Consider the following 24,164-nt stretch of genomic DNA (forward strand, 5'->3'; position numbering starts at 1 on the left):
CCCGGCTGCATGTGTCCATTCGTGTCTCTTTGCCCTCAGGCGCTCCTGCCTTTGATGGTTGCGTTTTTACATGGCTAGGAGTTTCGAACGGAACCTGCGGCATCTCCTGAGTATTTTAAGAACACTCCTATTCGGCATGCTCCGAGCAACTTGTGCTGCACCGCCATCTGATCGTACTCGGGTATCTCGTTTCGGGTGGTCTGAACGGTGAGTCTTTTGGTAGGGAGCCCTCGTGTCTGCCACTTCTGAGCTTGTCATCAGTTTCTCATCAAGATTGTCCGGAGAAGGCTCTTCATCATGGTCGTCGGGAAAGCAACCCGGGTGACGACGATGAGGTGGTTGATGTGAGGGTAGGCGAAGAGCCAGGGCGGGATGTGATGCTGGAGCAATGGTGCGCCGTTGCGAGGTCTGGCGAGCAGGTTCTTCGTATTCACAACGGTCGCAACGCATTATGCCTTGCGCATCGCGAGAGCACGGTGCAGTGGTGTCTGGCTCCTGACTGGCAGGGTTTGCTGGTGGTGCGTTCAGGTCTGCAGGTGGTCAGTGGGAGTGCGCAGGTGCTGTCTCTGTCGCAAGCGAATCTCGTCAAGTTGCAGTTCTTTATTGATCAGGGTGTTGTGTCTGAGGTGCGGTCTGCGCATGGCGAGCCCTGGGCGGTGCTGAGGGAGGGCTGCACTCGGGATCAGACAGTCTCGGATCTGGAGTCCTGGTATCTCACCCTTGCCCTGCAAGGCCATGCGGCCTACCGGGCGTTTGCTCATCGGCTGCGTAGTGGTGAGAGCTATCAGTTGCTCGGTTTTTTGCTGGGGCAAGGTTCGAGCAGTGAAAAGCTGCAAGACCTTGCCAGGCGCTATGGCGTGTCGGTCTCGCACTTTCGAAGGCTTTGCCATCAGGCGCTCGGCGGTACCGCGAAGTCCGAGCTGCGTGAGTGGCGCACGGCGCGAGCGCTTCTGACCATGGCCGAAGGTGCCGTTTCCCTGACAGACGTTGCTCTGGAGTTTGGCTATGCCTCCTCCTCGCATTTTTCCAAAGAAGTCCGAGAGCTGGTCGGGGTCGCACCGAGTAGTTTGATCGATATAACCCGCCTTTCGAGCGAATGAATTCATGATGTTGAAAAGTATCTATCCGCGAGCGGTCATGCTTGCGCTGTGCTGTGCGTTGCCCATGACTTCGTCGCAGGTGTTGGCTCGTGATGGAGAGGGCTATGTGGCCCGTCAGGAAAACCTGCGGACGTTCTTCGACGCACTGTCAGCGCCTCTGGGCAAGCCGATCATCCTCAGCAAAGCAGCCGCCCGCCGCACCATCAGTGGAGAGTTTTCGTTAGCCGCGCCGCAACAGACGCTGGAGCGGATTGTTCGGCAAATGGCACTGATCTGGTACAGCGATGGCCAGGCGCTGTACATCTACGAGGCGGCCGAGGCGAAGAGCGCTGTCATCGCGCTCAATACCATCACGGTTGAGAAGCTGGATGCCTTCTTGCGCCGTTCCGGTTTGCGGGATAGCCGATACCCGCTGCGTCACGATGGCCTGCGGACCTTTTACGTTTCCGGTCCGCCGATTTATGTCGACATTGTGATGCAGGCCGCGCAGTTCATGGACACTCAGAGTGCCGACTTGCAGCTTGGGCAGCAGCGCATTGGCGTTATCAACCTGCGCAACACCTTCGTCGGTGATCGCAAATACGAGTTGCGTGATGAAAGTATCACCGTGCCTGGTATGGCGACGGCCATCGAGAGTCTGCTCAAGGGCGAAAGCCGTGGTGTCGACACGGCGATCAGCAAGGATGGAGGAGGGCGTTCGGGTGGCATGCCGAGCTTTCCATTGGAGGGACCAGGTATCTCCGGGTCAGGAGATACGACCGCACCGCGGATCATCGCCCGTGATCTGGCTGCGGGTAACATCCGCGTAGTGGCCTATCCCGACACCAACAGCCTGTTGGTCAAGGGGCTTCCAGAGCAGGTGCGCTTTATCGAGAACCTGGTTGCGGCACTCGACGAGCCAAAGCGCCATGTCGAGCTCTCACTGTGGATCATCGATCTGCAGAAGGACGATCTCAATGAGCTCGGGGTCGACTGGAAGGGATCGCTCAAGGTTGGTTCGAAGGCGCAGGCATCGCTCAACGGAGGTTCGCTGAGCACCCTGGACAGCACTTCGTTTATGGCTGCCATTGCAGCGCTGGAAACCGACAACCGCGCACGGGTCGTTTCGCGTCCAGTGGTACTGACTCAAGAAAACGTTCCGGCGATTTTCGACAATAACCGCACGTTCTATGCACGACTGATTGGTGAGCGCAGCGTCGAGCTGGAACACGTCACTTACGGTACGTTGATCAGCGTTCTGCCAAGGATTTCGGCATCCAGCGAAATCGAGATGGCGCTCAATATCGAGGACGGGAGCGAGGTCGAGTCTTCCAGGGAGCAATCCGAAGGAAGTGACGCGCTGCCGACGGTTGGCCGTACACGTATCAGCACGGTAGCCCGAGTACCGCGCGGCAAAAGCCTACTGGTCGGAGGCTTCACGCGTGACGAGAGTGGAGAGGTGATCAGGCGTGTCCCGGTGTTGGGACACATCCCCTATCTGGGGCGTTTGTTCAGCTATCGACAGACGCGTAAATCCAACACGGTTCGGGTATTTCTGATTCAGCCCAAGGAACTCGATAGCCCGCTGGAACCCGGTGCTGCGCAGATTGGTTCGCAGGTGATCGGCGATGTGGCGCGTGACCAGGCCGACCGTGCGGTGCTTCGCGCAATGGAGCGTTGATATGGCAGCCATTGGCGGGGTGCTGTCGCGCACGCAAATGTTGCGCCTGCATCAGGATAACGAGCCCCAGATAAAGGCCGGGGACGGCCCCGACGACGATGCTACGCCAGCGGCCAGCGTTCAGCGTTTTGTCCAGAGCAGTGACGAGATGGCGGCTTCGCTACGTTCACAATTTCGGCGCAGGGGAGATTTCGGCAGCAAGTTCGAAGGGTTGGCGGAAAGCTTCGAACGGGTCTTGGACGAAGATGTGATTCCCAAAGCCCAACAGATCCAGTCGCTGGCGAAGCTTGCCGAGCGCAGTATCGAATGGTTACTGGCGCAGGCCCGGGGATTGTTTCCCGACGACAGCGATCTAGTGCTGGTACTGCGCGAGCTTTTGCGTGCAAAAGTGATGGCCGAGGCGACCCGCCAACGCCTGGAAACCCTGCTGCAACAGGTGCTCACCCAGTCGCCGCCCAAACGCTTGAAGGCGGGTATCAACTCGGCGCTCAAGGCCAAGATGTTCGGTAAAGCGCTAGCGTTACGAGCGGCCTTGATGCGTGACACGTACCGCTCGTTCCTTGAGTCCGACGGCGGCCCGGCCGAGTCCTATGAGGACTGGGTGGCCATCTACGGCTATCAGCATCGCGGCACAGTCCTGGAGTTCATCGAGGCCGCGCTGCTGACGGACATCGATGCCCAGGACCCCAGTTGCTCGCGCGACGAGTTTGGCCAGCTGCTGAAAAAGCTCGGCGATCTCAAACGGCTTCGTTCGGTCGATGTCGTGTTCATCCAGCGCCTGCTTGGGGACGAGTTGGTTTGTCGGCACAACGCTAGCGAGCCGGACTGGCTGGTGTTCTTGCTGGGGCTGTTGCAGTTTCCCGACGCGCTTGAGCAATTGTTGCTCGGCCTCTTTGGTGAGCGGTTGTTGCTGGTGGAGCACCGCGAGCGTGCGCAGCTCCTGCAGTTGTTGCGCCTCACCTGTCTTGCGCTGCCCTTGGAACTGTTCGGCGATGACGAGTCGTTGCAGCGGGTCGCGGTGCAATTCACGCATCTGGCCGACCTGGTGTTCGCCCACGAAACCATCGAGCAACACGCCACTCTGGCCGGTCGTTTCACCTCCTAGTTTTCAAGGTCCGTATTCATCATGCTCGACAAACTTTTGCGCAGTGTCACCTCACGACCAGAGCTGCTGATCCTGACGCTGATGGTGATGATCATCGCCATGCTGATCATTCCGCTGCCGACGATGCTGGTGGACTTTCTGATCGGTCTGAACATCGTCATTGCGATCCTGATTTTCATGGGCTCGTTCTACATTGAACGGATCTTGAGTTTTTCCACCTTTCCCGCGCTGTTGTTGATTACCACGCTGTTCCGTCTCGCGTTATCGATCAGTACCAGTCGATTGATTCTGGTGCAGGCCGATGCCGGTGAAATCATCGCGTCTTTCGGTCAATTCGTGATTGGCGATAGCCTGGTGGTGGGCTTCGTCATCTTCTCCATTGTCACCATCGTTCAGTTCATCGTGATTACCAAGGGCTCGGAGCGCGTCGCGGAAGTGGCGGCGCGGTTTTCCCTCGATGGGATGCCGGGCAAGCAGATGAGTATCGACGGTGACCTCAAGGCCGGCGCTATCGATGCCAAGGAGGCTCGTGAGCGACGCAGTACGCTGGAGCGCGAAAGCCAGTTGTACGGATCCTTCGATGGTGCGATGAAGTTCATCAAGGGGGATGCGATCGCCGGGATCATCATCATCTTCGTCAACTTTCTGGGTGGCATCGCCATCGGCGTCGGGCAATTGGGCATGGATATGTCCACGGCCCTGTCGACGTATACCTTGCTGACAATTGGCGATGGTCTGGTGGCGCAGATTCCCGCGCTGTTGATTGCCATTGGTGCCGGCTTCATCGTGACCCGGGTTAATGGCGACGAGGCCAACCTGGGACGCAACATGATGACTCAGTTGCTGAGCCATCCTTTTGTACTGGGCATCACTGCCTTGCTGGCTGTCGGCGTAGGTGTGCTACCCGGGTTCCCGATCGGAGTGTTTCTGATCATTGCCAGTGCGTTGGCGGCGTTACTGTTCTTCCGCTACCGGTCGAAAAAGAAAGCGTCGGGTACTGCCTCCGCCACGCCCTCAGAGGGGCCGGAGGGTGAGTCCGACAGTGAGCTGGGCCTGATCGAAAATGTCGATGATATGGCTACCGAAACGATCGCCCTTATGCTGCTGGTGCCAAACGCCCGTCTCGATGAGTTGCGCGAAACTCGGTTATGCGAGCGTTTCCGCAGTCAGTTTTTCATCGATTACGGCATCCGGATTCCTGAACCCCAGTTGCGCGGTGCCGATTCACTGCCGCAGGGGCAGGTGGCGGTTCTGATCAACGAGGTCCGTGCAGACCAGTTTGATATCCACTTCGATCTTCTGCGCGTTGTCGATTACAAGCCGGAACTTGAACACCTTGATCTGGATTTGACCACTGGCGTCGATAGCAACAAGCAAGTCAGCGTCTGGATACGCAGCACCGAGCGCGAAAAACTGCAGAACCTGGGGCATCAGTTGCGCCCGGCCTATGACGAATTCTATCGCTGTCTGGTGACCCTGCTGGCCCGCAATATCTCGGAATTTTTCGGCGTGCAGGAGAGCAAGACGCTGCTCGACGAGATGGAAGCGCGCTACCCGGACCTGGTCAAAGAGGTCTATCGCCACGCCACGGTGCAGAAAGTCGCCGAGATCCTGCAACGTCTGATCGCCGAGCGCATCTCGGTGCGCAACATGAAACTGATTCTTGAATCGCTTGCTCACTGGGCCTCGCGCGAAAAGGACGTGATCGCCCTGGTCGAGCATGTACGCGGTGGCCTGGCGCGCTACATCAGTAACAAATTCGCCAACGGCAATGACCTGCGGGTGTTGCTGCTTTCACCGGAATTTGAAGACGTGGTTCGCAAGAGTATCCGGCAGACCTCCGCCGGCAGCTTCCTCAACCTGGAGCCCTCCGCCAGCGAAGACCTCATGGATCGTCTGACGGTCGGTCTCGATAGCCTGCACATCCCTCAGAAAGACATGGTCATCCTGGCCTCGGTGGATGTGAGGCGCTACATCAAAAAACTGATCGAGGGCCGTTTCCGGGAACTGGATGTGGTCTCGTTCGGTGAGATTTCCGACACCATCTCCGTGAATGTGATCAAGACCCTTTAGGACAATTCTCTATGCAAAACATCGATATCGCCTCTTTGCTTCGTGAGGCACTGACGCTCAGCGGCTGCAGCGATAAGCAAATCGGCACTTTTGACGGACACAGCACGATCGAGCTGGAGCTGACCAGTCTGCCTGCCATCAACATTGGTGTGGTCGATAACGACTTATGGTTCTGGAGTGGTCTGATCGAGACCGGTGACATGCTGCTGGCGCATCGTTCCGAGGACCTGTTGCGCTTCTTGATGCGAGGGTGTGCATTCGCCCGGACCGAGCAGATGCAACTGGTCGAGACCAACGGCATGCTGGAGGTTCGGGTGATGCTGGCTGACTCAGCCTGTGCAGATGCCGCGTCGTTGGCGGATACGGTGGATGCTTATCTGACGGCGTTGACTTCGCTGTGCGATCTCGTTCGCCAATGAGCCGGGTGTCGCTGGAGCGCCGTGCCGCCCATCCACTTCGCTTGAACGGTCCGTTGCTTGACGCGGCATTGCACGGCGTTGTCATTGGCGAAGTATGCGAGGTGCGCGGCGACTGGCGGGATCCCGAGGTGAGCGCTCGAGCTCAGGTGATTGGCTTCAGCCCTGATGCGGTATTGCTCAGTTTGTTGGGTGACGCACGAGGGTTGTCGCGTGAGTCGTTGATCGTGCCGACCGGTGCATTGCTCAGCCTTCACTGCAGTTCCGCCATGCTGGGAAGCGTGATTGACCCCCAGGGCCGGATAGTCGAACGCTTGGTCCCCGGTGATGCGTTCAACGGTCGCGACTGTCCGGTGGATGCCGCTCCGCCGAGTTACGACCAGCGCCGTCCGGTGAACCAGCCGATGGTAACCGGCGTGCGGGTTATCGATGGGCTGCTTACCTGCGGCATCGGTCAGCGCATTGGCATTTTTGCGGCGGCGGGATCAGGCAAGACCTCATTGATGAACATGTTGATCGCTCACAGTGAAGCGGACGTGTTTGTGATCGGGCTGATCGGTGAGCGAGGTCGAGAAGTCACGGAGTTTGTCGACATGTTGCGCCATTCGGATCAATGCGCGCGCTGCGTGGTGGTCTACGCGACTTCGGATTTTTCCTCGGTGGACCGGTGCAACGCGGCGCTGCAGGCAACGGCCATCGCCGAGTATTTCCGTGATCAAGGTCGGCAGGTTGTGCTGATGCTTGACTCCATGACCCGTTATGCCCGCGCTCGTCGCGACCTCGCTCTTGCAGCGGGGGAAGCACCGGCCCGGCGTGGTTATCCAGCCTCGGTGTTCGACTCCCTGCCGCGTCTGCTGGAACGCCCCGGCGTGACGGCCAGCGGGAGCATTACTGCGTTCTACACCGTACTGCTGGAAAGCGACGATGAGCCGGATCCTGTCGCCGAGGAGATCCGCTCGATTCTCGATGGGCATATCTATCTGAGCCGCAAGTTGGCCGCCAGCGGTCATTTTCCGGCGATCGATGTACTCCGCAGTGCCAGTCGGGTGGCCCATCAGGTCACCGAGCGTGATGTTCAGCAACTGGCGGCCCGCACTCGAGGGGTATTGGCCCGTATCGAGGAGTTGCAGGTGTTTCTCGATCTGGGCGAATACCGGCCGGGTGAGAGCGCAACCAACGATCAGGCCATGGCCTGTCGTGAGGCACTGATGGAGTGGCTCCGCCAGGATCTGAGCGAGGGATGTGCGCCCCACGTCGCGCTGGAGAGCCTGCATGCTCTCCTTGGCTAATGTCCGTCGCCTGCTGGGGTTTAGCGATCACCGACAACATGAGTGCGCACGGGGGCTGGATAAGGCCTTGGGCTCATTGGCGCCGCTTGAACGTGAGTTGCAGGAGATCGAGCAGCAGGCTCAGGGGCTCGATGAACTTCTGGCCAGCCACCACGCCACGGATCAGCGGTTGAGTCACGCGCAGTTGCTGGCGCTGTTACGGCGCCAGGCGGTGATTCGCCGGCAGATCGGCAGCCTGGCGTTGGATCGTGCCCGGGTGATGGACCAACACGAGGAGGTGGCCCTGGGGGTCGAGCGTCTGCAACAGACCCGCAAGGTTTTGCAAAAGAAGCACTTGAAGTACCAGAGCCTGGAGCAACGTTTGTTAGTTGAGCGTCGTTCACGTCTGTGGCGCCAGGAAGAAAACGACATTGATGAATTATTGGTGAACTTGAAATGAGCATCGTGAGCCCGCCTGTAGCGGTAATCCGTCCGGTCAATGTTCCTTTACCCGGCGATGAGCCTGACCAGAAAAATGAACCGCCGGTCTCTGAAGACCACAACGAACTGGACGAGATGCCACAGGGCGCACTCGTGTTATTGGCACAATTGCAGCCATTGCGCGAGCACGTGTTAAAGCTTGCATCAGGAGCGCTACGCTCGGGGCCGGTGACTGCAATCGGGGCGGCCATGGCACCGGCACCGGTCAATCAGAAAATGCATCCGCCAGTGAAGAAACCGTTCGTGCCTTTATCACCAGTGCTCAGCAACGGTCAGTTGGCGTTGCCTGCTCCCCGGTTGCTGGCCGCTGCGCAAGCTCATTTGCCCCTAAAGGCTCCCGATCCAGCCTCTGCATCAGTCCTGGCTCAGGCCTCAGTTTCAGCCTCAGTTTCAGCCTCAGTTTCAGTTTCAGTTTCAGTTCCGGTCCCGGCCCCAGTTCCGGCTTCGGTCCCAGTTCCGGCGTCAGCTCCGGCTTTGGTCCCGGTTCCGGCGTCAGCTCCGGCTCCGGTCCTGGTTCCGGCTTCAGCCTTGGCCCCGGTACCGGTTCAGCCCTCCGGTGTCGCGGTTGCTCAGGCGTCTGTTGCCAGTGCGCCCGCCGCCAAACTCGATCAGGCCGCCACGCATTTTGTCGCCGAGGCCGGCGCTGATGTTTCGGTCAAGCAGGATTCCCCTCAACCATTGCCAGCGCAGCCGTTGCCTTTGATGGACAAACACGTGGGTGTACAACTCGCGAAGAAACCGCCAATGCCCGCTAAGGCCGCCCCCTTACCGATGCTGAAACCTGAAGCCAACATCGATAAGGGCGCTTCGAACTACCTTCAGGTGCCCTTCAGCAAAGGTGATGTCGCTGGCCTGATCACGATCAGCAAAGCGGGTGCCGAACGTCCTGATCAGCTACTGCTCAACCCCAGCAGTGCATCGATTTTCAGTCATTTGAGTGACAACCTGGCGCAGGCCCCGGACCCGCGTTGGCGTCTGACTGATCAGCAGGGTCGTGAGCACAGTCACGGACATAACCAGGGCCGTCCGGATGAGGAGGCTGAAGAGGGCACCCATCAGGCGTTTCAAGACAAGCGTCAGCAAGGGAGGCTGGAGACGTGAAGTCGACTCTGGCCTTGCGCCACGTAGCGGCGGCTGAGTACGAACGGCGCCACGCGGTCGCGCGCTGGCAGCGTGACGGGCACCCTGCGCGGCTGTGCCAGCCGCAGCCGCAGACCCGCTATATCACTTTCTGGGCACAGGGCTCCCACGGTCTCTGGCAGGGCATGGTCGGGGCTCGCGAGTGGCTGCAAGCAGTGTGGCCGCAGTGGTCGCAATTGCTCTCCAAGGGGTGCCCTGATCAGGACATCCTTGCGCTGTTCTCAGGGGTGAGCAAACCCGTCGACATCGCCCCCCATCTGCTGGATTACCAGCGCCTGTTTGAGTTCAAGCTCACTGACGGGGAGTCACTTCAAGGGGTTTGTCTGCCCTGCATTGCCACGGCCCAGAGTGACCTGTGGGTGATCGAGGGGGCGGGTCACCGCAAGGAGGCGCCACGGCCACTGCAGGCATGGCTGCAGGCAGTGCCGCAGACTTTGCGAATCGTGCTCGGCAGCAGCGACCTGGGTCGACTGCCGCATCCGCAGTTGGTGCGGGGCGATGTGCTGTTCATTGCCGAGCAAGCCCGACAACTCTTTATGGCCGATCAATGCATCGGCCAATTCACCTTTATCGAGGAAGGTCTGCACATGCAACTCACCCCCCCAGATAGCGCTTCGCCGATCGCTCCCTGTGTGCTATCGCAACTGCCGGTCAAGCTGGAATTCGTACTGGGCGAACTTACCTTGAGCATGGCCCAGCTCAACGAGTTCATCGAGCGTCAGGTGCTGCCACTGGAGCCCATGGCCGCGAGCCATGTTGAGGTTCGTGCCGGCGGTAAGCGCATCGCCATTGGCGAACTGGTTCAACTGGACGACCGACTGGGTGTCGAGCTGCGCGAGGTTTTTCGGGGCATTGGTGATGAATGACGTTTCAATGATCGGGCTGTTGGCAGTGGCTTCATTGCTGCCATTCCTGATTGCCGCCGGCACTTGCTACATCAAGTTCTCGATCGTCTTCATCATCGTACGCAACGCCCTGGGGTTACAGCAGGTGCCCTCGAACATGACCCTCAACGCCGTTGCGCTGTTGCTGGCAATGTTCGTCATGAGCCCGGTGGTTCAACAGGGATATGACTATTACAAGGAAAACCAGGTGGAGTTCACCAGCATCGATGCGGTGGTGGCGTTCACTGATAACGGTCTGGGCAGTTACCGCGAATACCTGGTCAAGTACACCGACCCGGAACTGGCGCAGTTCTTCGAACGAGCGCAGATGGCGCGCGCGGATCAACAAGCCAGCGATTTCGAGTCCGAAGAGGAACTGCAACCCTCTCTGTTCGCGTTGCTGCCGGCCTATGCGCTGAGCGAAATCAAAGCGGCCTTCAAGATCGGTTTCTACCTGTACTTGCCCTTTGTCATCGTCGATCTGGTGATCTCCAGCATCCTGCTTGCCTTGGGCATGATGATGATGAGCCCGGTGATCATTTCCGTACCGATCAAGTTGGTGTTGTTTGTTGCGCTGGATGGCTGGTCGCTGCTTTCCACCGGGTTGATCGGGCAATACCTGTCCCTGGCTCAATGAGACTCTGCAATGAATGATCTGGTGTTTGCCGGAAACAAAACCCTGTACCTGATATTGATCCTGGTGGCTTGGCCGATCATCGTGGCCACGCTGGTGGGATTGCTCATTGGTCTGTTTCAGACCGTGACTCAGCTTCAGGAACAGACCTTGCCCTTCGGTTTCAAGCTGCTGTCGGTGTCGATCTGTCTGTTTCTGCTGTCTGGCTGGTATGGCGAGACACTGCTGAATTTCAGTCGGGAAGTCATGCACCTGGCCCTGAAGTGACCTCCCATGAATACAAGCCTTTTTTTTGATCTGCATGGCTGGTTGGCCGGTGCGGTAATTTGCTTCGCTCGCCTGGCACCGATTTTTTTCATGCTGCCGTTTCTCAACAACAGCGCGCTGACCGGCGCACCACGTAACGCGGTGATCGTGCTGGTCGGCATGGCGCTTTGGCCCTATACCCCGGACACACTGCCTCGCCTGGACTCACTGGGCTTCTACGCCCTGTTATTGCGGGAGGCCGGGGTGGGGGTGATTCTCGGCTGTCTGTTGTCCTGGCCGTTCTGGGTGCTGCACGCCATGGGCAACCTGATCGATAACCAGCGCGGAGCGATGCTCAGCAGCACGGTCGACCCGGCCAACGGCGACGACACGTCGGAGTTGGCCAATTTTCTCCAGCTGTTCGCAGCGGTGATCTACCTGGAGGGCGGTGGTATGGGGCTGCTGGTGGAAACCCTGGGCCGCAGCTATCAACTCTGCTCGCCGGTACTTGGCTGCGAGCTGCGGATTCAGCCGTTGCTCGGGTTACTCGATCCTTTGGTCAGCAAAACGCTGATGATCAGTTCGCCGGTGGTTGCGACGCTATTGCTCACTGAGGCACTGCTCGGTCTGCTGGCGCGTTTTGCGCCGCAGATGAACGCGTTTTCGGTGTCGCTCACCGTCAAGGGAGCCATCGCGTTACTGGTGTTGATTCTGTATTTCGGTGCGCACTTGCCTGACGAAATTCTGCGCATGGCCACCAAGCCGGATCAGTTTGCGGACTGGATCGTCCGGCCGGAGGCCCGCTGAGATGTCCAGCGCCTCGAAAACCGAAAAACCCACGGCAAAGAAACGCCGTGATGCGGCGAAAAAGGGCCAGACCTTCAAGGCCAAGGACCTCTCCAGCTCCTGCCTGATGCTTTGCGCGATCATTTACCTGGCAAGCAGTGGGACGTTGTTGGAGGTGATGGAGGTGTATCGACGGATCATCGCTTCGGGTTTCGCCGGCGATCAGCAGCGGTATGCCGCCGAACTGGGAGTGCTGATGTTCAGGGTCGTCGCTCCGCTGATCGTGGTGTGTTTTCTCGCCAGCGCCTTGCCGACGTTGTTGCAGACCGGGCTGGCCATCGCCAGTGAAGCGCTCAAGCTGAACTTCGGCGCGTTGAACCCGATCAACGGATTCAAAAAACTGTTCAGCCTCAGAACGGTCAAGGATGCCGTTAAATCCCTGTTGTACCTGGGCTGTTTCGCCGTTGCTTTCTCGGTGGTCTGGCTGACTCAGCGGCATTTGCTGTTTGCGCAACTCTATGCGCGACCTGTCGACTTGTTCCCGATCTGGGCTCATCTGCTGTTGGTGCTGGTGCTGACGTTTCTGGCGTGCATCCTGCTCATCGTCATCCTCGATGCGCTGTGTGAGTACTGGCTGTACATCAAGGATCTGAAGATGGACAAGCAGTCGGTCAAGCGCGAGCACAAGGAGCAGGACGGCAACCCGGAAATCAAGAGCCGGCGGCGCGACCTGCATCAGGAACTGCTGTCCGAGCAGGTCAAATCCGACATTCGTGGTTCACGAGTCATTGTCGCCAACCCCACGCATATCGCCGTGGGGATTTACTTCCGTCCGGAAGTCACGGTGATGCCGTTTATCTCCCTGATGGAAACCAACCAGCGGGCATTGGCCGTGCGCAAGTATGCGGCGGAAGTCGGCGTGCCGGTGATCAGTGACATTGCCCTGGCCAGACGAATCTTCAAGACCCATCAGCGCTACACCTTCATCCAGATGCAGGAAATCGAAAATGTTCTGCGTCTGCTGGTCTGGCTGGAACAGGTCGAACAGGCCTGACGGGGGCCTCGCTACAACCGCTGCTGCCATGAGACATCGACGAATACCACGATGAGCGCTTTGTGGCGGTTCCCTTTTCCGTTTACTGGCTCAATAGCCTTGTCAGCACCGCTGACGAAACATTCAGGAGTGAGTACCCATGAGTAGTCGCAAAGACACAGAGCAGGAAGAAGACCGGATGGCCGAAGAGGTGATGCAGGCCGTCATTGACGGTATGCCGCTCAAGGATCTTCGCGGTGTCAGCAGCGAGCAGATGGACAGCCTCTACGCGTTCGCCCATGAGTTCTATGAGCAGGGGCGTCTGGACGACGCGGAAAGGTTTTTCCACTTCCTGTGCATCTACGACTTCTATAACGCGCAGTACTGGATGGGTTTGGCCGCGGTGCATCAGCTCAAGCAGAACTATCAGAAAGCGGTTGATCTGTACGCCGTGGCCTTTGCCCAGGGCAAGCATGACTACCGCCCCATGTTCTACACCGGTCAGTGCCAGCTTGCGCTGGGAAAAGCCGGCAAAGCCAAACTGTGTTTTGAATATGTCATTGAGCGCGTTCAGGAACCGGGGATCTGTGAGCAGGCCCAGGCTTATCTGGATGCGTTGAGCAATGTCGAAGCCGATCATTCAGAGGAATCGTTTTAATGGATTTCAGAGATCTGTACACCCGTGTATCCACAGAGTCGCTGGCCCGTCAGGCAGGTAGAGAAAATTACGCCGACGCCGCGAGCCAAGCGGTTAACACCAGGGCCTACCAGCGCATTGCCGACACCGCATTGGTCAATCTGCAGGGCGTGAACTACACCGACCCGTCACAGGATGGTAGTGCCGCCGCACCGGGCAGGCCGCGTCTGGCTGCGCCACCGCGAGGCGCCGAACGTGCAAAAAAGGACTCTGGAGACACGTTTACATTGCTGATGGCCACGCTCATCGCCTTGCTCGGCGATGTCAGCATGGAGTCGCTCAAGACGCGCATGGGCATCCTGAAGTCCGCGGCCAAGGCCGCCGCTGAAGGTAATAAGGCGCTGTCGGACAAGTACCTTGGGGCCGTGGCGGAAATGGAAGCAGCAGTCGCCTCGGCGAGCGGTTCCGAGGAGAAGCTCGCTGCGGCCAAAGCCAACCTCGAGCGTGCGCAAAAAGACCTGGACGATGCAGAGGCGGCTCTGGGTCAAACCGAGCCGGGCACTCCTGAGCATGACAAGGCACTGGCGGTGCGCGATTTGGCACAAGGCAAGGTGGTCGACGCGCAGCAGCAACAGACCAAAGCCAAGGCAGAGCATCTGGCTGCGGTGAAGATAGCCGTTGAAGCCAGCAAAAAAGCCGAAGCGCAGGCCAAGGAGGTGGAAAGGGCAGGCCTTGGCGATAAGCCGATGATGGATGGCATGAAGGCTCAGCTGAACGCCGCTGCGACCATGATTCTGCTGATGATGCGTTTCGCAGAGCTGATGGGCGAAAGCGCGGAAAACAAGATTGAAATGGAGCAGGAACTCTTCCGTAGCATGCAGGCCGCGCGTCAGGAGTACATGGAGAAAAAGTCCGAGGAATACCTGGAGCAAGTGCGTAAAGCCGAAGCCGCCAGCAAGGCGATGGGGTGTATCGGCAAAATTCTGGGCGCGGTACTGATGGTGGTCAGCATCGTCGGGGCGGCCTTTACAGGGGGGGCCAGTCTGGCCCTCGCGGCTGTCGGTGTCGCATTGATGGGCGCCGACATGCTGTGCAAGGAATTGACAGGGGTCTCCTTCATGGAAGAGGCCATGAAGCCACTGATGGATAACGTCCTCGCTCCGATGATTCAGGCCATCGGCAAAGGCATCGCAGACGTTCTGAAAAAGATGGGTGTCGATGAGAAGTCGGCCGACATGGCCGGCATGATCATGGGCGCGATCATCGGCGCGGTGGCCATGCTGGCGCTATTGGTGGTCGTGGCGCTCGTCGGTAAGTCCGCGGCGGGTCGTGTCGCCAGCACGATGGGCAAGATGCTCGGCAAGCTGGTCAACAAGATGGTTCCCGACATGCTCAAACAGGCGACGCGTGCGGTCAGCAAGGGCTTTAGCAGTGTCATGACCAAAGCCCGTACCAGTATCGGCCTCAAATCGGACGCGAATTCCCTCGGCATGTACTCGGCCCGCCTGGGTGCCGGGGTGGCCGCCACCGAGGCAGGCGGCGTCGCCGCCCAGTCCGCTTTGGGGATCAAGTCCGGCATTCACCAGCGCAATGCGGCCGAGGAGCAGAAAGAGCTCACTTTCGCCATGGTCATCTCCGAGGCACTGAAAAACTGGCTGAGCGAGATGGTTCAACTCTTTGAACTAACCATGAACGCCGCCTATGCAGGCATCAAGAAAGCCCTCGACATTCAGGACAACACCAACAGCACCAGCCTGAGCATGGCACGCAACATTTAACTCAACTCAACTCAACAGGATCAGACACTATGGACATTTCAATCAGCAGTCGCGCACCAGTCATTCGCAGTCCAGCCGCAGTGCCAACGACCAAGGCGGTCCTCGATCAGAAGCAGTCGTTGCCGATCGGCAGCGTCGGTGCGCTACCCGATGCGCAAGTGTTGATGCCTAGTGCCAAGCAGGCCCTAGAAGCAATGACGCCCCAGCAACTGAATCAGTACCTGGATACCTCGAAATTCAGCGAAAGCGAAAGCCAGGCGATGATGGGGCTGTTTCTGGCCAGTGTGGTCATGCAGGAGAAAGAGCAGCCCGGGGCCGCTGAAAAAGACCCGGTGAGCGATCTGATGTCTTTTGATCCCGGGGCCTGGGAAAAGCACATTGGCGTGCTGGTGGCAGCCATTGTCGCGGTCAATATCGCACGCAAATCGAGTGCCGAAATGAGCGGCACCTTCACGCAGATGGCCTATGAGGCCGCCGTTGCACAGGGCGTTGCGATCATGGCCGGGGGCGAGGCCGCCATGTGGGCCGCGGTGAGTGGGGCAGTCCTTGCGTCCACCATGGCCATCGCCGGTGCCGGGTTCTCCATTCGCGGGCAGAATCAGAAACACGCCGACATCAAGACCAATAAGACCGACGCCGCCAAGTTCGATGCTTCTGCCGAAAAGCAGCGCATTAATCTGAAGACTCGACCGGCAGACATGACCGCTTCCGGCTCCAAGCGGGTGACGGGCACCAACGCCAAGGGTGAGCTCGAAACGATCGAGCTGCAAAGAGGCAGCGGCAAGCTTGACTCGGGTGAGCGTGCGGTCCTTGAGTCGGAAATACGTTCAACGGTTGCCAAGGCCAAGGAAGCGCGCATGAAAAGTGCGCTCCAGCAGAAAACCTATGATCGCAACCTGACCGTCGGTGGCGCCATCAGCTCCATGGCAATGATCACTAGTACCGGGTTGTCCTCCATTCTGCGCCTGCAAGAGTATGCGCAGCGTCAGAACGAGGTACTGCATCAGTCCGAGCAGAACCTGAACAAGGCCGTCACTGAAGCTGCCAATCAGGTTATCAGCGAAGACACTGCGTTGATCGGCAAGATGCTGGACGCCATCCAGCGGATGGTCGACAGCTGCAATTCCACCATGAACAGCATCGCCTCTGTGCGTGCCTGATCAGGAGATGAGTCATGTCGATTCAATCGAACATTACCACCAGTTTCCGACCGCAAATCGCCGTACAGCCGCGCATTGATCAGGTTCCGGATTCAGAAGTCCGTGGCGATGAGGTCAATCATCGTCAGTCCCTGTCGGCACCGGAGCAATCGGTGCGCTCGGTGGTGTCCCGGCTGGACAGCCTGAATGCCCGCCTCAACGATATAAACGTTGCCGCGAAGGGGATAAGCCTGCCAGCGGTTGCCGGTTCCGCCGATCTTGCGGCGGGAGCCCGGGGCGTGGGTGATGGTTTCAAGGCGCGTCATGCTGAGAGCGTCAAGACGCAACAGGCTGTGCAAGGGCTGCTTGATAAGGTGGAAACCAGCAAGGTTGCGGCGCATCTGGCGTACGCTGAGTTATGCAAGTTGGCAGCCCTGAACTTCGCCGGTAACCCTGAAGCCGAGAAACTGAGCCGCTCGTTTGCCGATGACACGGCCAGGCAAGTGCGTGGACTGCCAGGTGCTCCGCCGGAAGCGCAGAGTAAGGCCAAAACCAGCAATGACTTTTTTGCACAGTTGCTGGCGATGATCGGTTTCATCAAAGGTGAATACCTTGCGATCTACGAGGCGCTGCTGACCAAGTACTCGGACTTCTACAAAGAGTTCAACGAAACCATCATGGCGAAGATGGGGGATTGGATTACGGGCAAGGACGACGGTAAGAAAGTCGAAATCAAAGGGGGCTTGTACAATGCTTTGAAAGCACTGAGTAATAAGTATACGAAAGCCCCGGCTGGCGTCCTGTACCCCATTCCTGGCGCCGGGCCTGCGTCGCAGGCAGATGCATTGAAGTGGGCAAAGGCCATGGGCGTGCCTGAGTCATGCGTCAAGCCAGATGGCAACGGCGGCTACCGCGTGATGATGGATCTGTCACCTCTGGATGCGATGATGGCCGCACTCCCCATCAATATCCTCACTGGCAAGGGATCGGATGTGACTTGGGACTCTGCAAAGTTCCAGGCTTGGCAAACCGGCTTTAATAGCCAGGAAGGTGATCTGAAGAACCAGTTGCAGTTGTTCACCACCAAGTACAGTAACGCCAACTCGTACCACGAGAACTTCAACAAGATTCTCTCCTCGCAATTGAGCCAGTACGCAGAAATGCTCAAGGCGATCGCGAGCGGAATTGCCTGACATACCCGTTTTTTTGCAATCAGATCGCTCAGTTGTTTTTGATCCGATGAGACGCCGTGCCTTGAACAGAGGGCGGGCTCATCGGTTTCGGGTTGCGCAATGATTGTCGATAAACGCATCGCATACAGGGTGGCGAGTGGGTACATGTGCTTGCAGTTGCCGCCAGCAAGGTGATTTGAAATGAGTGTAAGTTTAAGTGTAAGTGGCGCGATCCCTCTGATGAATATCCGAGAGGGATCGCGTAATGAGAGAACCATTACGGGCGCGCTGCTATCGAGTAAGAACAATGCAGGCATGAACCTGGCTAAGGTTTTACATCAGGACGCGCCCTATACAAAGGAGGCTGCGTATCGCGACCTTGCGAAACAGGCATGCGAGGACCTCTACAGGGATAAAGCGAATGTTGTACTCAACGACACGACCAATCACGGGAAACGGTTGAGGGAGCATGCAATCAACCTTTTCATCTTGAGCAAAGAGAATGAGGTCAAAAAAAGCGCCTCGTATACTGCCGCGTTCAGCGCGTTCCAGAAAGCAGTAGATGCCTATGAAAAAGTTGGGGAGAAAGATTATTCATCAACCTGCAACGTAAGCAGCTCCGGAGGGTATAAAGCCAACACTGATATAGAGAAAGCGATCGACAAGGTCGTCAAGGAAAACCTCGGTGTATTTGATACCGCCGCCGGTACGATGCATGACATGTACCTGCGTGACGGGTTGCCCAAGGCAGAGGGGCGCCGTTTGGGGTTGACGCTTGACGAGCAGTCCATGGTGAACAGCAGCTTTTGCGGCAACGCGACCAGTGCCGCCAACAGTGCTCTTTCGGACCAGTTGAATCTCTTCGTGAAAGAGGGTGGTGGTGTCGGCCTGACTCACTTTGTCAGTGCCATGCTGAACCAGTTGGATCTGGGGGCTGACCCGACGGGACGTCGCTCAAAGGAATCAAAACCGCCGACCGCAGGGCCTCTACGCGATGGCAACGGTGCCGGGAGCGCAGTGCGCGATATCATCCAGAATGGTGGCGGCGCGAGCGTCGGTGACATCAATGTCAATCTGGATGGCTTGTCCAAAATGGCGGATGTCCAGGCCAAGGCGCTCGACATCATCGCTCAACTGATCGGGGGTAGGAACTCGAGTCCAAACAATCCGACTACTGACGCCCTTCCTGATGATCGAGGGAGGGCGCACCTGCAACCGAACGGCAGTCTCACCCCGTCGCCTGCCAAACGGGACGCTGCATCTCAGGATCCATTGAAATCCGTCGGCGGACTTCCGACCGAGTCAATAGGTAACCGTTTTACACTGAACGATGCAAGGCAGGGCAAGCTCATCGAGCTGGGTAAGTTCGAGATCCCGGGATCCAAACTCAATGTTTCCTCCGCTCCACCGAAAGTGGCGTCCGAGTCGACACTTAAGGAAGGGGTGGGAACATTCGGGCCGACCGGGACCCATGCTACAGCTACAACGGTAGATAAACTGGGCGTCCCCCCTCAGGTTATTTCGAGCGATAAAGTGACCTCCTCGGACGTCGCCGGCAAAGGTCCGGCCGCGCCAACAGCTAGCATCGTTGTACCCAACGCCTCCCCGATACCGCTTCTTGAGTCGACTCTACTTTCTGATGTGTTTCAACCCGCAGTTCGCGCAAAGAACAATCCACAATTGACCCGCGCCCATGATGAACTGGACACGGGAGCTCAGAAAATTTCGAATAATGAAGTGCGTCTACCGAGTACTGTTGGCAATACTGCGACCGTACCAGCGGCTAGCCGCCTTGTTTCAGCGGCCGGCACGCTGGAAGCAAGCATTGCCGGGCTTTCGGGGGGAATGGCCCTCGACGCGTCCTCGGTAGGGGACGGCAAGTCCACCTATCTTGGTCAAGCGTCTCTATCTTGGTGGAGCGGCAAGCTCCCTTCACTTGAATTGAAGCCGGAGTTAATGCCCCAGCGTGCCCCGGAGCCTGTCGGTCTATTGCGCTACAAAGGTGAGCCTACTTCTGCCGGTAAGGCCTTTCTCGCAAATATTGCCAGTGGTATCCAAAGTCTGAGTGCAGACGCACAGACGCTGAAAAACTACATCAAAGGAGGGCGCAACCCTTCACAGGCGAAAGCCGACTCTTCTGATGAGAAGGAGGCGAAGACTTTCAGAATTTTTGCCGAGGCTAAAAAGCAGTCGCCGGAGTTCGTACGTCGTGTCGAGAAGTTGTTTGGAGAATACAACGGCACATCAGCGGTTCGTTTTGCAGGCATGAGCGCGACGGACAATACATTCATTTCGTCTCTCGGAGGTTCTACATCCGTGGCAGGCAATCCGAAGAGAGAGTCGGTGTCGAGCACATGATGAAGAGCGAAACCCAAACCGTCATCATAATGATCATCGCCGAGAAACTGCTGGTCGAGCTTGAAGCGGTGACACCCAACGCTCGATTGGTCGAGGACCTTGGCGCTGATTCGTTGAATGTTCTGGAAATCGTTCTGGATATCAACGAAGCGTTTGAGATTGAACTGTCCACGGATGGCCTGGCCCGCGTGCGCAAGGTGGAGGACCTTCACCAGCTGGTCCATCAGGCAACGGCACCGACGTAAGCTGAATCGTCGTATGGAAAGCGCGCTCCTTTACCGGGGCGCGCTTTTTTTTTGTTCTCCAAATCTGTTGCGTTTGGCAAGCGCGGGCTCCCCAAAAGCGTGCGGGAATCTTCCTTGGCTGATATGGAATTTTCATTGGCCTTTCTGGAATCGTCGGGCATTTCATGCGGTTTCCTTTCCCTATAGTTGAGTGCTGAGGCCGGGCTTGCCCCGGGGTCACTTCGCTAACGCCACGGTATCTCCATTGCCTCGGGGGAGGGGCAAATTGCGCTATGGAATGGGTCACTGATCAATCGTCAAGTCGGTCGTTTGTTTTCGGCCAATGGATATTGCAGGGTGATGGATTGCTTCTGCACGACGGTAACGGACTACATCTTCCACCTAAAGAGTTACATGTATTACGGCTGTTGTTGGGGGCAGCGGGTTCACTGATTCCCAAAGACTGGCTGCTGGACCAGGTCTGGCCCAATTGTGATGTGGCCGAGGAGTCCCTGACTCGTTGCATTTACGCATTACGCAAGCTGCTGGGTCGTCAGAATGATTACATCAAGACGATCTACGGCAAGGGTTATCGCTTCGTGGGGGAGGTCGTCGAGCGTGCAGCGTTAACGTCTGCTCCTTCATCGGCACCCTCATTGTTGGTTTTGCCTGTGCGAGTGCAGGGTGATGATTGTGGCCGGGAGTTGCAGTGCGAAGTGATTCGCCAACTGGCTGCAGCATTCGGCGAAAGCCTGTGTGTGATGCCGGCGGGGCTGACCGCTGACGTGCAGGCCGCGGACGATTGCTTGTCAATGGTTGAGCGCATGACGCCCGATTATTACCTCAGTGTTCGCTGCGTCGTGCGTGCCGGTTACTGGGCGTTGTCGGTCGAGTTGGTCCGTGGTCGCGATCATGCGTTGCTGCACAGTGAAGCGCTGGTGGCGGCCAATGACCGCGACGAGGTGTTGCAGCGGTTGATCTCTCTGGTGGCGCAGCGCCTGCCGGGCCTGCGTCCGGTGACATCTGCGTGCCGTTCCTATCCGTTGGCACTGGCGTATCTCAATGGCTTGCTCGAGCTGCAGGCTTACACGGCTCAGAGTCTCGGCGAGGCGTTGATCGAATTTCTGCACTGTCTGCAGCTGGATGCCAGTTATGCGCCGCCCTGGTGTGGTCTGGCCGATACCTATCTGGCCATGGCCAATCTCGGACTGTTGGCTCGCGACAAGGCCTTGGCTCAGGCGCAGCAGGCGCTGACTCAGGCGTTGGCGCTTGAACCTGACAATACGCCAGCGACTGTGCGACTGGCGCTGTTGACCAGTCTGCAAGGTGCATCCGATGCCGCTGAAGCGTTGTTTCGTCCCGCGCTTCTGGGGGGCGATCGGGCCGGAACGCGTTACCACTATGCTTGGCATCAATGGTGTTCAGGTCGGCCGGAACAAGCGTTGCAGAGCATCGAGATATCCCTTGTTGAAGACCCTGCCTCGGTCGCGGCTCTGCTATTGCGCGCGCGCATTGCCTTTGAGCTGGATACGCAGCGCGGGTTAGCCGCGATCCAGGCGGCTATTGGCGTGCTCGGGACCGGGCATGAAGGGGTGGATGCCATGCATGCGCTGATCCTCGATGCGTGTGGCGACTCGGTGGCGGCTCTGGGCGTCATCGAGGGTGCTGGATTGCTGCAAGTGCAGACGGGGGAGGTGGGTCTGGTGGCCTGTTATGTGCGCGCCGCCTCCGACCCGGTTGAGGCGCGGCGGCACTATGAGCGCTGGCGTGCTGCGTCGAACCATCCGCCGTTGTGTCCGGTGCAGCTGTCGGTATTGCGTCGGCTTGAGGGGGACTTCTGCGTTGCACATCTTTGGTATGAGCTGGAACGCAAGGCGTGTCCCTGGCAGCGCGCCCAGTTGGGCGATCCACGCTTGCGAGGGCTGGCGGATCTGGCGAGCGAGCGTTTACAGGCATGAGCTGGAGGGTGTGGTGTGGGGTGGTACTGGCCCAGGTTTGGATGGGCACTGTCTCGGCGAGTTGCTGGATCGAGGTGGGCGATCGGCACTCGATAGAGCCTGAGTTGTTGTATGCCATTGCCCAGGTCGAGTCGGGGCTGAACCCTGGAGCGGTCAATCACAACAACAATGGTTCGCGCGATGTCGGGCTGATGCAAATCAACAGTATGCATCTGCCTCGGTTGCAAGCGCGCGGCATCACCGAGCAACGTTTGCTGGATGAGCCTTGTCTGGCCATTGAAGTCGGCGCGTCGATACTCGCTGAATTCATCGAGCGTTACGGCTATAACTGGACCGCCGTAGGGGCTTACAGCGCGGGTAACGCGCCTGAGCGACAGGCCTTGCGCCTGCGTTATGCGGGCAAAGTCTGGAAGCGTTATAGGGCGTTGCTGGCCAACGATTTCGGCGCGACCAGATTATGATCATTTTGATTGGGCTTTCACTATGGTTTGATCAGGATTGCCCGTTAGCCACTCCCTATCATTGACTGAAATTTGAAGCGTCAGACGCTTTTCATGTTGATAGACGGGATGGTGAACAGCATGCAGGACTCCCCTGCAACGCAGTGTGTATTGAGGGTGTTTGGCGGCCCGTTGCAAGGTTGTGAGTTTACCCTGACACAGCGGTGTACTCTTTTTGTGGTCGGTTCAGAGGCGGCATTTTGCTCCGCCGAGCATCCACTGACGGTTCCGGAAGATGCGATCTACATTCCGCTGGAATACGGTGGCTGCAATTTCGAGATTTTGCTCGAGGACAGCGGCCGGCTGGAGTGCATCGTTCGTGTGTTGAGCGATGAGGGTGCAATCGAGCGTCCCCTGCCATTCCAGACGCTGGAAAGCGTTGGGGGCTTGCAAATCGCAGTGCGTCCGTTCGACGAAGCGTGGCAGGAAGAGTTGCTGGTGCAGTCGCCGCCTGTGTCCCTGGATCCTGAAGCGGTCCGGGTGCCCGGTACCTGGCCGCAACGAGTGGCGGCCGGGGCAATCGCCCTGCTGGTAACCGGTCTGGCAATCGTCGGTTGGTACGCGTCGCGGCCCAGTCCTGTGTCGAATATGGAAGCCCTGATTGCCGGGGCCAACAACAGCATGGCTGTGGTGTATGGCCGCGACCAGGCAGTGTATGTCTTTGCCGACTCCGAGCGTGATGCGGGGTGGGGGCGCCAGGTGCTGGTGCGCAACGGGTACGCAGCGACCCAGGTGTTGACCAGATACGACGAGCGCGGACGGCTGGAGAATCTGCTTGCCAATCTGGCGCCACAACTCGCCTATCACCGCCTGGACCTCAGTGATCCGGTGATGCCGCGACTATTGATCAGTCGTCAGCGCAATCTGCTGACGCCCGAGTTGCAGGAGCGCTTGGAAAAAGCTCTGAGCGCAGCTGCTCCCTATGCCCGTGAAGTGAAGGTCGTGCGCCGCGATGACAATGAGCTCTCGCGTCTGGCCGAGGAAGGTTTGCAGCGCCTGGCGTTGCCCTTTACTCGGCACACGCATGCCGACAGCGTGACCTTCACGGTCGAGGGCAGCCTTGAAGACGCTGAGTTGCAAGCGCTGGGCGGCTTTGTTGCAGGATTCAATCAGCAGTGGGGCGAGCGTTACGTTCACTTCGCAATCGAGCTCAAAGACGACTGGCTCAAGGGCAAGTCGTTTCAGTATGGCCCTCAGGGCTACGTCAAGATGACTCCGTCATCCTGGTACTTCCCCAAACCTCTTTGATAATGACAGGTGATTTATGGCTGGTTCTATTTCAGATCCCATCAAGTTTCATGACGACTTCCTGGGGCAACAGGCGCAGGGCTTCGAGGAGGGTGCCAAGGGTCTCAAAACCGCGCTCGACGAAGCGCTGAAAGCGTTGCATACCGATGCGTCGGACCCGACCCTGCTGGCGGCCTATCAGGCTGCCTTCTCTTCCTACAACGTTTTCCGTAACGCTGCGACTAACACGATCAAGGGTTTCAAGGAAATCGATACGGCGATCATTTCCGCCGCGCGTTAAGCGTTGCGTCTCCCTCCGGTTGGC

At 58.1% G+C, this 24,164-nt stretch carries 24 protein-coding genes; 23 read left to right on the forward strand and 1 reads right to left on the reverse strand.

Annotated elements, in window-relative coordinates; genetic code table 11:
• Positions 1-377: 377 nt before the first annotated feature.
• The 19 genes from BK658_RS20360 (at position 378) to BK658_RS20450 (ending at position 20,175) form a co-directional block, all read left to right on the forward strand.
• Positions 378-1,100: a helix-turn-helix domain-containing protein gene (locus BK658_RS20360; RefSeq protein ID WP_123583875.1), complete on the forward strand. Its 723-nt coding sequence runs from the start codon at positions 378-380 to the stop codon at positions 1,098-1,100.
• A 4-nt stretch (positions 1,101-1,104) separates the two neighbouring features.
• On the forward strand, positions 1,105-2,760 hold the full coding sequence (gene sctC, locus BK658_RS20365; protein ID WP_311196267.1) for a type III secretion system outer membrane ring subunit SctC: 1,656 nt from the start codon (positions 1,105-1,107) through the stop codon (positions 2,758-2,760).
• Between the two features lies 1 nt (position 2,761).
• Positions 2,762-3,865 carry a type III secretion system gatekeeper subunit SctW gene (sctW, locus tag BK658_RS20370; protein ID WP_123583876.1) on the forward strand — a complete coding sequence of 368 codons (1,104 nt, stop codon included), beginning with the start codon at positions 2,762-2,764 and terminating at the stop codon, positions 3,863-3,865.
• A gap of 21 nt (positions 3,866-3,886) precedes the next feature.
• Entirely contained in the window at positions 3,887-5,938 is a 2,052-nt protein-coding gene (locus tag BK658_RS20375) for an EscV/YscV/HrcV family type III secretion system export apparatus protein (RefSeq protein ID WP_123583877.1), read from the forward strand.
• 11 nt (positions 5,939-5,949) lie between these two features.
• Positions 5,950-6,357: an InvB/SpaK family type III secretion system chaperone gene (locus BK658_RS20380; RefSeq protein WP_123583878.1), complete on the forward strand. Its 408-nt coding sequence runs from the start codon at positions 5,950-5,952 to the stop codon at positions 6,355-6,357.
• A complete protein-coding gene (gene sctN / locus BK658_RS20385; RefSeq protein WP_123583879.1) occupies positions 6,354-7,643 on the forward strand; it encodes a type III secretion system ATPase SctN in 1,290 nt (429 codons plus the stop codon). The genes BK658_RS20380 and sctN overlap by 4 nt, the downstream gene beginning before the upstream one ends.
• On the forward strand, positions 7,627-8,082 hold the full coding sequence (locus BK658_RS20390; protein WP_123583880.1) for a hypothetical protein: 456 nt from the start codon (positions 7,627-7,629) through the stop codon (positions 8,080-8,082). The genes sctN and BK658_RS20390 overlap by 17 nt, the downstream gene beginning before the upstream one ends.
• A gap of 569 nt (positions 8,083-8,651) precedes the next feature.
• A complete protein-coding gene (locus BK658_RS30380; protein WP_123583881.1) occupies positions 8,652-9,224 on the forward strand; it encodes a SpaN/EivJ family type III secretion system needle length determinant in 573 nt (190 codons plus the stop codon).
• Positions 9,221-10,129, forward strand: a complete 909-nt coding sequence (locus tag BK658_RS20400; RefSeq protein WP_123583882.1) for a FliM/FliN family flagellar motor switch protein — start codon at positions 9,221-9,223, stop codon at positions 10,127-10,129. Before BK658_RS30380 ends, BK658_RS20400 begins: the two co-directional genes overlap by 4 nt.
• Positions 10,122-10,784, forward strand: a complete 663-nt coding sequence (locus BK658_RS20405; protein ID WP_311196268.1) for an EscR/YscR/HrcR family type III secretion system export apparatus protein — start codon at positions 10,122-10,124, stop codon at positions 10,782-10,784. Before BK658_RS20400 ends, BK658_RS20405 begins: the two co-directional genes overlap by 8 nt.
• 9 nt (positions 10,785-10,793) lie before the next feature.
• Positions 10,794-11,048 (forward strand): EscS/YscS/HrcS family type III secretion system export apparatus protein, encoded by a 255-nt coding sequence (locus BK658_RS20410; protein ID WP_123583884.1) that lies wholly within the window; start codon positions 10,794-10,796, stop codon positions 11,046-11,048.
• A gap of 6 nt (positions 11,049-11,054) precedes the next feature.
• Positions 11,055-11,834 carry a type III secretion system export apparatus subunit SctT gene (sctT, locus tag BK658_RS20415; RefSeq protein WP_123583885.1) on the forward strand — a complete coding sequence of 260 codons (780 nt, stop codon included), beginning with the start codon at positions 11,055-11,057 and terminating at the stop codon, positions 11,832-11,834.
• A 1-nt stretch (position 11,835) separates the two neighbouring features.
• The gene (locus BK658_RS20420; protein WP_123583886.1) at positions 11,836-12,867 is read left to right on the forward strand and encodes an EscU/YscU/HrcU family type III secretion system export apparatus switch protein; all 1,032 of its coding nucleotides are present in this window, start codon (positions 11,836-11,838) and stop codon (positions 12,865-12,867) included.
• A gap of 139 nt (positions 12,868-13,006) precedes the next feature.
• Positions 13,007-13,504, forward strand: coding sequence for a type III secretion system translocator chaperone SicA (sicA, locus tag BK658_RS20425; RefSeq protein WP_123583887.1), 498 nt, complete (start codon positions 13,007-13,009; stop codon positions 13,502-13,504).
• Positions 13,504-15,261, forward strand: a complete 1,758-nt coding sequence (gene sctE, locus BK658_RS20430; protein ID WP_123583888.1) for a type III secretion system translocon subunit SseC family protein — start codon at positions 13,504-13,506, stop codon at positions 15,259-15,261. Before sicA ends, sctE begins: the two co-directional genes overlap by 1 nt.
• Positions 15,262-15,290: 29 nt before the next feature.
• On the forward strand, positions 15,291-16,421 hold the full coding sequence (locus BK658_RS20435) for an IpaC/SipC family type III secretion system effector (protein ID WP_123583889.1): 1,131 nt from the start codon (positions 15,291-15,293) through the stop codon (positions 16,419-16,421).
• Between the two features lie 14 nt (positions 16,422-16,435).
• The gene (locus tag BK658_RS20440; RefSeq protein WP_123583890.1) at positions 16,436-17,593 is read left to right on the forward strand and encodes an IpaD/SipD/SspD family type III secretion system needle tip protein; all 1,158 of its coding nucleotides are present in this window, start codon (positions 16,436-16,438) and stop codon (positions 17,591-17,593) included.
• A 180-nt stretch (positions 17,594-17,773) separates the two neighbouring features.
• Positions 17,774-19,930 (forward strand): soluble NSF attachment family protein, encoded by a 2,157-nt coding sequence (locus tag BK658_RS20445; RefSeq protein WP_148049736.1) that lies wholly within the window; start codon positions 17,774-17,776, stop codon positions 19,928-19,930.
• Positions 19,930-20,175 (forward strand): acyl carrier protein, encoded by a 246-nt coding sequence (locus tag BK658_RS20450; RefSeq protein WP_259740114.1) that lies wholly within the window; start codon positions 19,930-19,932, stop codon positions 20,173-20,175. The genes BK658_RS20445 and BK658_RS20450 overlap by 1 nt, the downstream gene beginning before the upstream one ends.
• Here the strand turns inward: BK658_RS20450 and BK658_RS29850 are convergent.
• Positions 20,154-20,336: a hypothetical protein gene (locus BK658_RS29850; RefSeq protein ID WP_148049737.1), complete on the reverse strand. Its 183-nt coding sequence runs from the start codon at positions 20,334-20,336 to the stop codon at positions 20,154-20,156. The genes BK658_RS20450 and BK658_RS29850 overlap by 22 nt on opposite strands.
• Before the next feature lie 183 nt (positions 20,337-20,519).
• On the opposite strand from BK658_RS29850, the gene BK658_RS20455 reads away from it, so the two are divergent.
• The 4 genes from BK658_RS20455 (at position 20,520) to sctF (ending at position 24,140) form a co-directional block, all read left to right on the forward strand.
• Positions 20,520-22,112 (forward strand): winged helix-turn-helix domain-containing protein, encoded by a 1,593-nt coding sequence (locus BK658_RS20455; protein ID WP_259740115.1) that lies wholly within the window; start codon positions 20,520-20,522, stop codon positions 22,110-22,112.
• Positions 22,109-22,573, forward strand: coding sequence for a transglycosylase SLT domain-containing protein (locus BK658_RS20460; protein ID WP_123583894.1), 465 nt, complete (start codon positions 22,109-22,111; stop codon positions 22,571-22,573). Before BK658_RS20455 ends, BK658_RS20460 begins: the two co-directional genes overlap by 4 nt.
• 120 nt (positions 22,574-22,693) lie before the next feature.
• On the forward strand, positions 22,694-23,860 hold the full coding sequence (locus tag BK658_RS20465; RefSeq protein WP_259740116.1) for a PrgH/EprH family type III secretion apparatus protein: 1,167 nt from the start codon (positions 22,694-22,696) through the stop codon (positions 23,858-23,860).
• A 16-nt stretch (positions 23,861-23,876) separates the two neighbouring features.
• Entirely contained in the window at positions 23,877-24,140 is a 264-nt protein-coding gene (gene sctF / locus BK658_RS20470; protein WP_123583896.1) for a type III secretion system needle filament subunit SctF, read from the forward strand.
• Positions 24,141-24,164: the final 24 nt, after the last annotated feature.

The sequence above is a fragment of the Pseudomonas brassicacearum genome (assembly GCF_003732175.1).
Taxonomy (GTDB): Bacteria; Pseudomonadota; Gammaproteobacteria; order Pseudomonadales; family Pseudomonadaceae; genus Aquipseudomonas; species Aquipseudomonas brassicacearum_G.

What these genes read in the sequence shown, in the direction of transcription:
- BK658_RS29850 (WP_148049737.1), bottom strand. Translation starts at nt 20,336, where the DNA reads ATGCCCGACGATTCCAGAAAGGCCAATGAAAATTCCATATCAGCCAAG.
- sctW (WP_123583876.1), top strand. Translation starts at nt 2,762, where the DNA reads ATGGCAGCCATTGGCGGGGTGCTGTCGCGCACGCAAATGTTGCGCCTG.
- sctT (WP_123583885.1), top strand. Translation starts at nt 11,055, where the DNA reads ATGAATACAAGCCTTTTTTTTGATCTGCATGGCTGGTTGGCCGGTGCG.
- BK658_RS20410 (WP_123583884.1), top strand. Translation starts at nt 10,794, where the DNA reads ATGAATGATCTGGTGTTTGCCGGAAACAAAACCCTGTACCTGATATTG.
- BK658_RS20445 (WP_148049736.1), top strand. Translation starts at nt 17,774, where the DNA reads ATGAGTGTAAGTTTAAGTGTAAGTGGCGCGATCCCTCTGATGAATATC.
- BK658_RS20360 (WP_123583875.1), top strand. Translation starts at nt 378, where the DNA reads ATGCTGGAGCAATGGTGCGCCGTTGCGAGGTCTGGCGAGCAGGTTCTT.
- BK658_RS20420 (WP_123583886.1), top strand. Translation starts at nt 11,836, where the DNA reads ATGTCCAGCGCCTCGAAAACCGAAAAACCCACGGCAAAGAAACGCCGT.
- BK658_RS20435 (WP_123583889.1), top strand. Translation starts at nt 15,291, where the DNA reads ATGGACATTTCAATCAGCAGTCGCGCACCAGTCATTCGCAGTCCAGCC.
- sctE (WP_123583888.1), top strand. Translation starts at nt 13,504, where the DNA reads ATGGATTTCAGAGATCTGTACACCCGTGTATCCACAGAGTCGCTGGCC.
- BK658_RS20450 (WP_259740114.1), top strand. Translation starts at nt 19,930, where the DNA reads ATGAAGAGCGAAACCCAAACCGTCATCATAATGATCATCGCCGAGAAA.
- BK658_RS20460 (WP_123583894.1), top strand. Translation starts at nt 22,109, where the DNA reads ATGAGCTGGAGGGTGTGGTGTGGGGTGGTACTGGCCCAGGTTTGGATG.
- sicA (WP_123583887.1), top strand. Translation starts at nt 13,007, where the DNA reads ATGAGTAGTCGCAAAGACACAGAGCAGGAAGAAGACCGGATGGCCGAA.
- sctF (WP_123583896.1), top strand. Translation starts at nt 23,877, where the DNA reads ATGGCTGGTTCTATTTCAGATCCCATCAAGTTTCATGACGACTTCCTG.
- BK658_RS20465 (WP_259740116.1), top strand. Translation starts at nt 22,694, where the DNA reads ATGCAGGACTCCCCTGCAACGCAGTGTGTATTGAGGGTGTTTGGCGGC.
- sctN (WP_123583879.1), top strand. Translation starts at nt 6,354, where the DNA reads ATGAGCCGGGTGTCGCTGGAGCGCCGTGCCGCCCATCCACTTCGCTTG.
- BK658_RS20405 (WP_311196268.1), top strand. Translation starts at nt 10,122, where the DNA reads ATGAATGACGTTTCAATGATCGGGCTGTTGGCAGTGGCTTCATTGCTG.
- BK658_RS20390 (WP_123583880.1), top strand. Translation starts at nt 7,627, where the DNA reads ATGCTCTCCTTGGCTAATGTCCGTCGCCTGCTGGGGTTTAGCGATCAC.
- BK658_RS20375 (WP_123583877.1), top strand. Translation starts at nt 3,887, where the DNA reads ATGCTCGACAAACTTTTGCGCAGTGTCACCTCACGACCAGAGCTGCTG.
- BK658_RS20440 (WP_123583890.1), top strand. Translation starts at nt 16,436, where the DNA reads ATGTCGATTCAATCGAACATTACCACCAGTTTCCGACCGCAAATCGCC.
- sctC (WP_311196267.1), top strand. Translation starts at nt 1,105, where the DNA reads ATGATGTTGAAAAGTATCTATCCGCGAGCGGTCATGCTTGCGCTGTGC.
- BK658_RS20380 (WP_123583878.1), top strand. Translation starts at nt 5,950, where the DNA reads ATGCAAAACATCGATATCGCCTCTTTGCTTCGTGAGGCACTGACGCTC.